At 63.4% G+C, this 9,570-nt stretch carries 10 protein-coding genes; 4 read left to right on the forward strand and 6 right to left on the reverse strand.

Annotated elements, in window-relative coordinates:
• Positions 1–206: 206 nt before the first annotated feature.
• Genes ACIPRI_RS21560 through ACIPRI_RS21585 form a run of 6 tightly spaced genes read right to left on the reverse strand, consistent with a single transcriptional unit; the run spans position 207 to position 6,306 of the window.
• Positions 207–959, reverse strand: a complete 753-nt coding sequence (locus tag ACIPRI_RS21560; RefSeq protein WP_446623522.1) for an IclR family transcriptional regulator — start codon at positions 957–959, stop codon at positions 207–209.
• A 38-nt stretch (positions 960–997) separates the two neighbouring features.
• Positions 998–2,203, reverse strand: coding sequence for an acyl-CoA dehydrogenase family protein (locus tag ACIPRI_RS21565; RefSeq protein ID WP_446623523.1), 1,206 nt, complete (start codon positions 2,201–2,203; stop codon positions 998–1,000).
• Positions 2,184–2,951: a citryl-CoA lyase gene (locus ACIPRI_RS21570; protein WP_446623524.1), complete on the reverse strand. Its 768-nt coding sequence runs from the start codon at positions 2,949–2,951 to the stop codon at positions 2,184–2,186. The genes ACIPRI_RS21565 and ACIPRI_RS21570 overlap by 20 nt, the downstream gene beginning before the upstream one ends.
• Positions 2,952–2,982: 31 nt before the next feature.
• Entirely contained in the window at positions 2,983–5,070 is a 2,088-nt protein-coding gene (locus tag ACIPRI_RS21575; protein ID WP_446623525.1) for an acetate--CoA ligase family protein, read from the reverse strand.
• A complete protein-coding gene (locus ACIPRI_RS21580) occupies positions 5,067–5,540 on the reverse strand; it encodes a MaoC/PaaZ C-terminal domain-containing protein (protein ID WP_446623526.1) in 474 nt (157 codons plus the stop codon). The genes ACIPRI_RS21575 and ACIPRI_RS21580 overlap by 4 nt, the downstream gene beginning before the upstream one ends.
• 13 nt (positions 5,541–5,553) lie before the next feature.
• Positions 5,554–6,306, reverse strand: a complete 753-nt coding sequence (locus ACIPRI_RS21585) for a beta-ketoacyl-ACP reductase (protein ID WP_446623527.1) — start codon at positions 6,304–6,306, stop codon at positions 5,554–5,556.
• 115 nt (positions 6,307–6,421) lie between these two features.
• On the opposite strand from ACIPRI_RS21585, the gene ACIPRI_RS21590 reads away from it, so the two are divergent.
• From ACIPRI_RS21590 to ACIPRI_RS21605, 4 genes are read left to right on the forward strand one after another with little or no spacing between them, the layout of a single operon-like run.
• The gene (locus tag ACIPRI_RS21590; protein WP_446623528.1) at positions 6,422–7,396 is read left to right on the forward strand and encodes a tripartite tricarboxylate transporter substrate binding protein; all 975 of its coding nucleotides are present in this window, start codon (positions 6,422–6,424) and stop codon (positions 7,394–7,396) included.
• Positions 7,393–7,650 (forward strand): hypothetical protein, encoded by a 258-nt coding sequence (locus ACIPRI_RS21595; RefSeq protein ID WP_446623529.1) that lies wholly within the window; start codon positions 7,393–7,395, stop codon positions 7,648–7,650. The genes ACIPRI_RS21590 and ACIPRI_RS21595 overlap by 4 nt, the downstream gene beginning before the upstream one ends.
• A gap of 9 nt (positions 7,651–7,659) precedes the next feature.
• Complete coding sequence (locus tag ACIPRI_RS21600) at positions 7,660–8,421, forward strand: electron transfer flavoprotein subunit beta/FixA family protein (protein ID WP_446623530.1); 762 nt, start codon at positions 7,660–7,662, stop codon at positions 8,419–8,421.
• A gap of 19 nt (positions 8,422–8,440) precedes the next feature.
• Complete coding sequence (locus tag ACIPRI_RS21605) at positions 8,441–9,385, forward strand: electron transfer flavoprotein subunit alpha/FixB family protein (protein WP_446623531.1); 945 nt, start codon at positions 8,441–8,443, stop codon at positions 9,383–9,385.
• Positions 9,386–9,570: the final 185 nt, after the last annotated feature.

A 9,570-nucleotide genomic window follows, 5' to 3' on the forward strand; every position in this document is an offset into this window, starting at 1 on the left:
TCGCAGACTTGTTGAGGAGCCAGCCAGCGCATTCCATCAGGGCCGAAGCGCTTCCGCGTCCGAAGGCCGGATGTATGTTTGCAACCTTCCCTGTCGCCGGAAACGTAAGAGAGCCTCGCAAACTGGAGGCGTCCATGTATATCCACAGCCGGCCCTCCAAAGGTCGTCGGCCTTCACCCCTGGCTCAATGTTCGGTCGGCGGTGGCTCAGATTTGGATCGGCGCGGACAAGAAGAACTCTCCGCGCGCCTGCAGCAGAATGGCCACGTACTCGCCTAGCCTCTTTTCCATGCGCGGCGCGGGGCCTACGAGGGACAAGGCTGTGACACGGTCATTGATTTTCCCGGCAATGCCGATTGCCGTGACGCCTTCTGCGCCTTCCTCCCGGGCGATGAAGACCCCATTCTTGACGCCTTCCTCGATGTCCTTGCGAAGCAAGTCGCGATCTTGGATCGAATGCGACGTGGTCTGCGTCATCGGCAGCAAGTCTATCAAGGTGTTGCGCTCGGTGGGCGCAAGCGTTCCCAGGATCGCCTTACCGAGCGCGGTCGAATGCACATCCACCTCGGTGCCAGGTCGAAGCACGTAGCGCAGTGCGCGAGGGCTCTCTTGGCACGCGAAGATCTTGACCTTGTCGCGGTCGAGATAGCCGCCCATCGATGTCTCTCCAGATCGCTTGGAAAGTAGCTCGAGTGCCTCTGCGGCAAACGTCAGTAGCGGATCGGTCGAGCTGAAGCGCTGAACGAGATCCCCGAGCCGGGACGTGGGATACAGAAGGCGGCCCTTGGGCGTACGCAGCAAATAGCCGGCCTCGATCAGGGTATGAACGAGGTCAGAGCAACTGCTGCCTGCAAGATCGAGCGCCTGCGCCAGTTCGGAGTGGGCCAGTGGCCTGCGCTCGCGCGCAAAGGCTTCGAAAACTTGCATTGCGCGCTGTGCGGCCGGAACGGTCTGTGGCATGAGTTGGATCGGAAAGCTGCTTGAAAATCGTAGCGTGCCTATCGAAGCGCCGACAGGCCCAGGGCGTGCTGCGCAACAAGCATTGACTGGATCTGGTTGGTGCCCTCGGCAATGCTGAGGTGTCGAGCATCACGATAGTAGCGTTCGACGGGAAAGAGGCTCGTGTAGCCTGCGCCCCCGTGCACCTGGAGCGACAACTCGGCCACGCGAAGCACCGCGTCGGTGGCGTGGCGCTTGGCCATGGAGCACCACAGCGAGCTTTGCGAGTCTTTTCGATCGAGCGCGTCTGCGGCCCTGTAGCAAAGCAGGCGCGAGGTTTCCACCAGCGCCATCATGTCCGCGACCATCTGCTGCACCAACTGGAACGCGCCGATCGGCCGGCCGAACTGCACACGGTCTCGTGCATAGCGAACTGCCGCTTCTAGCGCCACCTCCGCAATGCCAAGGGCGGAGAAGGCGACGACGCAGCGCCCGACGTTCAGGTACTTCTTTGCCAACGAGAACGCGTTGCCCGGCGCACCGATCAGGTTGGTGGCGGGGATGCGGACCCCGTCGAACAGGAGTTCGCCCAGTGGGCAGCTGTGCATACCCATCTTCGACAGTGGCGTGCAGGAGAAGCCCTCCATGTCGCTCTCGAACAGCAGGCATGACACGCCCTGCTTGCCGTCGGGCATCGCCGCCTTGACGAACACCACGCCGAGCTCGCAGATGGGGCCGTTGCTGATATAGAGTTTGCGGCCGTTGACGCTCCATCCGTCAGGAGTCGCTTCAGCTCGCGTCTGGACGTTGGCGGCATCAGAGCCGATGTTGGGCTCGCTCAGCGCGAAAGCGGCCACGGACTTGCCGCTCAGAATCCGCGGAAGATACTTTTCTCGCAGTTCCGGGCTGCCCGCGTCGGCAAGAACGGAGGCCGCGAGGTTGCTTGTGCTGGTGATGCTGCGCAGCGAAGGCCACACACGCGCGACCTCGGCAATCAAGGTCCCATAAGTGGTCATCGACAGGTTGAAACCACCGGCCGACTCGGGCAACAATCCGCCCAGCAGACCGTAGTCGCGCATCGCCGCGATCATTTCCGGGGGCGCCGGCTTCGCCTGCGCCTCGTAGCTGTCGACGCTGGGCGCGACCTCTTTCTCAAGGTAGTGGCGCAATGCGTCGCGCGTCTCGATCTGGAAGTCGTCTAATTCGAATTGCAAGATGGCTCCTTCGTTGTCCTGCGCGGCGGGTTCACGCAGGCTTGGTTTCATTGGTCAGCACGAGTTCCCACATCTCGGCCGCCGTCGGCGAAGAAGCCTCCTCGACCAGGTGCGCCACCAGTCCGGCTGTGCGGCCCACCAGGGCCAGGCCGCGCGCGATCTTCGGGTCGAGCTTCAGGTCGGCAGCGATGGCACCCATGGCGCCCGCGCCATTGATCGGCAGCTTGCGGTTGTAGTCGCTTGCGTTGATTCTTTCCAAGGCGTCGAGGAGGCGCCAACCCGTGCCGTAGTAGCCGGCCTCTTGCGAGATCCTGCGCAGCGACGGCACTCGGGGGTCGCCGTCGGTGTGGATGGGATGCCCCACTCCATAGATGCGCTTGTTCTGCGCCTTGTAGCGCGCGAGGATGTCGCGCGCCTTGATGTCGAACTCAGCTTGCGGCGCGTCCGGGGCGATGCCGCGCCCTTCCTCCTGCAGCATCTCCGCAACGTTTTGCGTGACGCCGAGATAGCGGTCACCCGCGCCGAGCAACCCGGCTGCGACAGCGCCTTGTAGCGATTCGGGTGCGCCCAGGTATGTCAAGCGCGCAGACATGGAACTGGGCGTGAAGCCGTGGTCTGCAGAAGTGACAAGTAGCACGTTGATCATCCGCTTGAAGTTCGGCTCGGGCGTGCGCCCGAGCATGCACAGGCACACCATTTCCGCGAAGTCGGCGTTGGGAATGATGTCGTCCGAAAGATTGCGGCCGCGAACGAAGATGTCGTGCAGGGTGGCGTAGCCGATGTCGGTATGGATGGTCATGTTGTTCGAAATCCGTTGCTTGTGAATGGGGTCACGCTGTCACGAGGAGCGCGTCGAGGGGAAAGGCGCCTTGGCCGGCGTTGCCGACCCAGACCGGGTTCAGGTCGAGTTCCTGGAGCGAGTCGCCCGCGGCACACGCAAAGTCAGAGACTTTGAGCAGCAGCGCCTCCAGCGCTTCCAAGTCGGCCGGTGCCTGGCCGCGGACGCCAGCCAGTAGCGGATACGCACGGATTTCCCGCACCATGGCGCGAGCATCTTCGCGCGTGATCGGAAGCGCGCGGTGCGTCACATCCTTGAGCACTTCAACAAAGATGCCGCCCAGCCCGAAGGTCAGGATCAGGCCAAAGGCCGGGTCGCGGTGCACGCCCACCAGTACTTCTCGGCCGCCGGCCGGGAACATCTTCTCGACCAGGAGGCCCTCGACGACCGCGTCCGGCCGGTGCGAGGCGACGTTGCGGTGAATCGCGCGATACGCGTCGCGCAACTGCTCGTCCGTCGCTATGCCGAGCTTGACCCCGCCCGCTTCCGTCTTGTGCGTGATCTGGCTGCTCACCACTTTGAGCACCACCGGATAGCTCAGCAGCGACGCATGGGCACAAGCTTCGTCCTCGCTGCGTGCCAAGCGGCCGCCTGGCACCGTGATTCCAGCCTGCTCAAGTCGCGCCTTGGCGTCGATTTCGCTCAGGGCACTGGCCTGAGCCGTTGAGGCTTGGGCAGCATGGACCTGGGGTGCAGACGACACCTGCCCGCGCTGCGGAAGAATTTTCTTCAGCGCTCCGACCGCGTCGGTCAGCGAGAAGAAGGGCATGCGGCCCGCCATGTCCAGCGTCAGGAAGCCTTCCCCCAATCGGCGACTCATCCAGACGGGGACAATGACCGTGTCGGTGTTCCGCGCCACTTCGTCGATAGCCTGCGCCATGGTCTTCGTGATGGGTCCGTAGTCCATAGGGATTGGGAACAGCACGACACTCACGCCCTTGTCGGCGCAAACGATGCGGAGGCACTCGCCGGTGAGTTTCTCGTCGCGCAGAATGTCGGCGGTCGTGTCGACGGGGTTGCTCACGTTGGCAAAGGCCGGCAGCAGTGCCTTTAGGGCGGCCACCGACTCCGGTCGCAGTTCGACCAGTTCCAGTCCGGCCGTGCCCACGATGTCGGCGGCGAGCGCGGCGGTGCCGCCCGAGAAGGTAAAGATGCATAGGCCACTCGAAGCATCCCGCCGGCCGGCGGCTGCCAGTCGAGAGACGGCTGCCAGCTCGTGCAGGTCATCGACCTCGATCACGCCGTATTGCTTGAAGACAGCGCTGTTGACCTTGGCCGAGCCGGCGATGGAAGCGGTATGCGACTGAGCCGCCTTCACGCCATAGTCGGACCGGCCGACCTTCAGGACCACGACCGGCTTGCCTGCCTGTTGGGCGAGCTTGAAGGCCTCGATCAAACGCCTGCCATTCTTGACGCCTTCCATCAGCACGGCGATCACGCGAATTGCCGAGTCTTTTGCCATGTGGGCGATGAAGTCGGGCAAGCCGAGGTCCACCTCGTTGCCGCCGGAAAACCACAAGCCGACGCCTTCGCCATGGGTGAGCGCCTGCAGCACGTTGCGGCCAAGGCCGCCGCCCTGGGTGGCTAGGCCGATCGAGCCGGCATTGAGATCGTCCTTGAACGCGGGCGAGAACGTGCATCCGAGGCGGTCGCGGATATTGACGAATCCGGGGCAGTTCGGTCCGTAGACGTGCAGGCCGGTGGAACGGCACAACGTTGCAATCTGTGCCTCGAGTTCGCTGCCTTCGCCGCCCACCTCGGCGAAGCCGGATGTCATCACCACCGCAAAGGGAATGCCGCGCGCGGCGCATTGACGAAGGGTCTCCAGCACTGCGGACGCGTTCACGATCACCAGTGCCAGGTCGACGTTGCCCGCTGGGATCGCCTCGACAGAAGGCCAGCAGGGCGCGCCTGCGATGTCCTTGTAGGCGGGGTTGACTGGGAAGACAGCGCCGCCGAACTGCGAGTGCAGCACGACGTTGTCGTAAAGGCGCTTGCCCTGGCTACCTTCGCGCCCGGAGGCGCCGATGATGGCTATGCTGCGGGGGGCGACCAGGCGGGTGAGGTCAGGAAACGTCATGTGGCAGTCTCCTCGCGCATCAGCATCTTGAAGTCGGCCTGTACAACGACTTCGCCGCGCTGGTTGATGGCCTCGCGTCGGAAGGTGACTTCGCTGCGTCCCGGCTTGGCGCTTGCGCTCTTCTCGACCACCGTCACCTTGACGTGGATGGTGTCGCCAATGAACGTCGGCTTGGGGAAGCGGCAGGTGAGCTCCTTGAGCGCAATGATGTTCGGCTCCAGAGCTCGGTAGCCGCTGCTCTGGGTCGTCAGCCCCGAAAGAATGGACAGGACCAGCAGGCCGTGCGCGATACGCCGGCCGAAGGCGGTGGTCTTGGCGTACTCGCCATCCACATGGATGCGGTTGTAGTCGCCAGACAGGCAGGCAAAGGCCACGATGTCCGATTCGGTCACGGTCCGACCGGCGGACTCGAAACTGAAGCCGGGAGCAAGCGCCTGCGAGGCGGGAGGAGGGGCCTGGAATTCACTCATCGATGTCTTCCGTTCAGGAGGAATAGCGTCCACCAGTCACGTGCAGGGTGTCGCCTGTGATGTAGCCCGCGCGCTCCGAAGCCAGAAACAGGATGGCATCCGCGATGTCTTCCGGGCGGCCGAGCCGCGGCACCGGATTGCGCGCCAGTGCGGCGTCACGAAGTCGCTCGTAGGTGGGTAGCGCCTTGACGAGTTCCGTTTCGATGAAGCCCGGGGCAATCGCGTTGGCCGTGATGTTGAACTTGCCTTGCTCGAGCGCCAGGGCCCGAGTGAATCCGATGAGGCCCGCCTTGGCAGCCGAGTAGTTGGTCTGTCCCGGATTGCCCAGGTGCGCACGCGACGAGATGTTGATGATCCGGCCCCACTTCTGTTCAATCATCGAAGGCAGCACGGCCTTCGTGCACAGGTAGGCACCCTTGAGGATGGTGTCAACGACGGCATCCCAATCCGCTTCGGGCATTTTCGTCAGGTACTTGTCGCGTGTGAAGCCGGCGTTGTTCACCAGGATGTCCACCTTGCCGAAGGCTTCGATCGTCCGCGCGGCGAGGCGCTCCACTGCTTGGGCGTCGCATACGTCTGCCGCCACGCCAATGGCCGAGTGGCCGCGTGACGCGATGGCTTCTGCCGTGCCTGCGGCGGTCTGGGCATCGATGTCTGTGATGACGACATGCGCGCCTTCGGTTGCCAGCGCTTCGGCCGCTGCGCGGCCAATGCCGCGCCCGGCCCCCGTCACGATGGCAACGCGTCCTTTGAGATTCAAGTCCATTGGTGCTCCTATGTGGATATGGCTAATGTGTACGAGTAATCGAACATATTATCGACCAGTCGAAACAATAGCACAATCACTACGAAATGTCGTACACTTATTCGATCAGACGAACATGCTCAACATGGAGATGATGATGACTTTCTGGAAATGGGTTGGTGCGGCCGCACTCGCCGTCGCCACGGTGGCCAATGCGGCGGACGCATACCCCAGCAAGCCTGTCAAGCTGCTGGTGGGCTTCAGCCCGGGCGGCGCGACAGATCAGCTTGCGCGGCTCTATGCGGCGAAGCTGACGCAGAAACTTGGCCAGTCGTTCGTGGTTGAAAACCGCGCCGGTGCGGGCGGCAATATCGCGGTGGATGCCGTCGCCAAGGCGCCCGCCGATGGCTACATCCTTGTGATGGCAGCTAACTACATCGCCATCAACTCGGCTTTGAGGCGCAACCCCTACGACTGGAAGCGCGACCTGGCCCCGGTGGCATTGATTGCGTCGACCCCCAATCTGTTGGTCGTGCCCGTCGACTCGAAGCCCAAGAGCGTCGATGACTTGGTGAAGGGCGCCAAGCAGGGCCATCTGACCTTCGGCTCGCCGGGGGTGGGCTCCTCCGTCCATATGGCCGGTGAATTGTTCAAGGTGATGGCTGGCGTCAACATGACGCATGTCCCCTACCGGGGCGTTTCGCCGGCGGAGATCGACCTGATCGGGGGAAACCTGGACCTCATGTTCGACAGCATCTCCACCGCGGCGCCGCTGGTCGAATCGGGAAAGCTTCGAGCGATTGCGGTCAGCGGAAGGAAGCGCACGAAGTCTTTGCCGAGCGTGCCCACCCTCGATGAAGCAGGACTGCGCGGCTTCGACGTCGAGGCCACCTACATGGTGGTGGCACCGGCCAATACGCCTGCGGAAGTCGTCAATCGGCTGAGCGGCGCGATCGCCGAGATCACCCGGCAGCCGGACGTTCAACGTATCGTCGAAAATATCTACGCACAACCCTTGAGTGGCGGTCCGCAGGAAACCGCGGCCTTCCTGCGTGCGGAAGAGGAGAAGTGGGAACACGTCGTGAGGGTCACCGGCGTGAAGGCTGAGTGACTTCGCGCAACGACAAGCCGCGTGCGAATTTGAGGAGCGCGGTCGAGGCCTTCCTAAGATTACTTTGCCGTGAGCAGTTCGGCGAGCTTTTCATGCTGCAACTCGCGACGGGGGAGGCCTATTCGTATCTGGACTACCTGGTCGAGCGTGGCGAAATCGGCCCCGACTGGGCGCAGACGGCGGCGGTTGGCCTGCAGGCCGCTCGTGATAAAGCGACCACTGCCTGCCGCATCGCTCCGAACCGAATCAACTGAAAGGAAGCTATGAAGATCCTGGTCCCCGTCAAGCGGGTCGTCGATTTCAACGTCAAGGTCCGCGTCAAGTCTGACGGCACGGGCGTGGACATCGCCAACGTCAAGATGAGCATGAACCCCTTCGACGAGATCGCCGTCGAAGAGGCGGTGCGCCTGAAGGAAAAGGGCGTGGTCACCGAGATCATCGCGGTGTCCTGCGGCGAGGCCAAGTGCCAGGAAACGCTGCGCACCGCCATGGCCATTGGCGCCGACCGCGGCATCCTGGTCGAGACGACCGAAGAGCTGCAGCCCCTGGCGGTGGCCAAGCTCCTGAAGGCCCTGGTCGACAAGGAACAACCGCAACTGGTGATCCTGGGCAAGCAGGCCATCGACGACGACGCCAACCAGACCGGCCAGATGCTCGCCGCCCTGGCCGACCTGCCCCAAGCCACCTTCGCCTCCAAGGTGGAAGTGGCCGGCACAGATGGGGATATGAGGGTCAACGTCACGCGCGAAGTGGACGGCGGCCTGGAAACCATCTCTCTCACACTGCCCGCGGTGATCACCACCGACCTGCGCCTGAACGAGCCGCGCTATGTCACCTTGCCCAACATCATGAAGGCCAAGAAGAAGCAACTGGACACCGTCACCCCCGCCGACTTGGGAGTGGACGTGGCCCCGCGCCTGAAGACGCTCAAGGTGGTCGAGCCCGCCAAGCGTGGCGCCGGCATCAAGGTGCCCGACGTGGCCACCCTGGTGGACAAGCTCAAGAACGAAGCCAAGGTGCTGTGAGAGACAAGGGGAAAGACAAATGACCGTACTCGTTATTGCTGAACACGACCACGCCACCGTCAAGCCGGCGACCCTCAACACCGTGACCGCCGGCCTCGCCTGTGGTGGCGATGTGCATGTGCTGGTGGCCGGCGCCAACGCCGCCGAAGCCGCGGCCGCGGCCGCCAAGATCGCTGGCGTGGCCAAGGTGATTGCTGCCGACAGCCCCAGCCTCGCAGAGAACCTGGCTGAGAACGTCGCCGCGCAAGTGCTGGCGATTGCTTCCAACTACAGCCACATCCTGTTCCCCGCCACCGCCAACGGCAAGAACGTCGCGCCGCGCGTCGCGGCCAAGCTGGATGTGGCCCAGATCAGCGACATCACCAAGGTGGTGAGCGCCGATACCTTCGAGCGCCCGATCTACGCCGGCAACGCCATCGCCACCGTGCAGAGCAGCGATGCCACCAAGGTGATCACCGTGCGCACCACGGGCTTCGACCCAGCGGCCAAGGACGGTGACAGCGCCTCGGTCGAGAACGCCGCCGGCGTGGCCGACTCGGGCAAGTCCTCCTTCGTGGGCCGCGAAGTCACGAAGAGCGAGCGCCCCGAACTCACCGCCGCCAAGATCATCGTCTCCGGTGGCCGCGCTCTCGGCAGCGCCGAGAAGTTCCAGGAAGTGATGGCACCCTTGGCCGACAGGCTCAACGCGGGCCTGGGTGCATCGCGCGCCGCGGTCGATGCGGGCTACGCCCCCAACGACTGGCAAGTCGGCCAGACGGGCAAGATCGTCGCGCCGCAGTTGTACATCGCCGCGGGCATCTCGGGTGCCATCCAGCACCTTGCGGGCATGAAGGATTCCAAGGTGATCGTGGCGATCAACAAGGACCCGGAAGCGCCGATCTTCTCGGTGGCCGACTACGGCCTGGAAGCCGATCTGTTCACGGCCGTGCCGGAACTGGCTGCCGCCGTTTGGTCGCCGGGCTGACATGCCGAATACGCCGGTTGTGAAGCTCGTTGAGCGCCGGCCGGCATTCGAGGCCGGCGCCTAGTCTTACTGTGTTAGTAATTTAAGCGAAATCAAGGCATTATGCGCACTTCTTCGAGCAAGAGGTGAACCTTGATGAAGGAATTGCATGAATTTGAGCGCTACCTGGCGCATTTGGGCGAGGG

It is taken from the genome of Variovorax sp. LARHSF232, from assembly GCF_052871435.1.

What these genes read in the sequence shown, in the direction of transcription:
- ACIPRI_RS21580 (WP_446623526.1), bottom strand. Translation starts at nt 5,540, where the DNA reads ATGAGTGAATTCCAGGCCCCTCCTCCCGCCTCGCAGGCGCTTGCTCCC.
- ACIPRI_RS21570 (WP_446623524.1), bottom strand. Translation starts at nt 2,951, where the DNA reads ATGACCATCCATACCGACATCGGCTACGCCACCCTGCACGACATCTTC.
- ACIPRI_RS21565 (WP_446623523.1), bottom strand. Translation starts at nt 2,203, where the DNA reads ATGAAACCAAGCCTGCGTGAACCCGCCGCGCAGGACAACGAAGGAGCC.
- ACIPRI_RS21600 (WP_446623530.1), top strand. Translation starts at nt 7,660, where the DNA reads ATGAAGATCCTGGTCCCCGTCAAGCGGGTCGTCGATTTCAACGTCAAG.
- ACIPRI_RS21575 (WP_446623525.1), bottom strand. Translation starts at nt 5,070, where the DNA reads ATGACGTTTCCTGACCTCACCCGCCTGGTCGCCCCCCGCAGCATAGCC.
- ACIPRI_RS21585 (WP_446623527.1), bottom strand. Translation starts at nt 6,306, where the DNA reads ATGGACTTGAATCTCAAAGGACGCGTTGCCATCGTGACGGGGGCCGGG.
- ACIPRI_RS21605 (WP_446623531.1), top strand. Translation starts at nt 8,441, where the DNA reads ATGACCGTACTCGTTATTGCTGAACACGACCACGCCACCGTCAAGCCG.
- ACIPRI_RS21590 (WP_446623528.1), top strand. Translation starts at nt 6,422, where the DNA reads ATGCTCAACATGGAGATGATGATGACTTTCTGGAAATGGGTTGGTGCG.
- ACIPRI_RS21560 (WP_446623522.1), bottom strand. Translation starts at nt 959, where the DNA reads ATGCCACAGACCGTTCCGGCCGCACAGCGCGCAATGCAAGTTTTCGAA.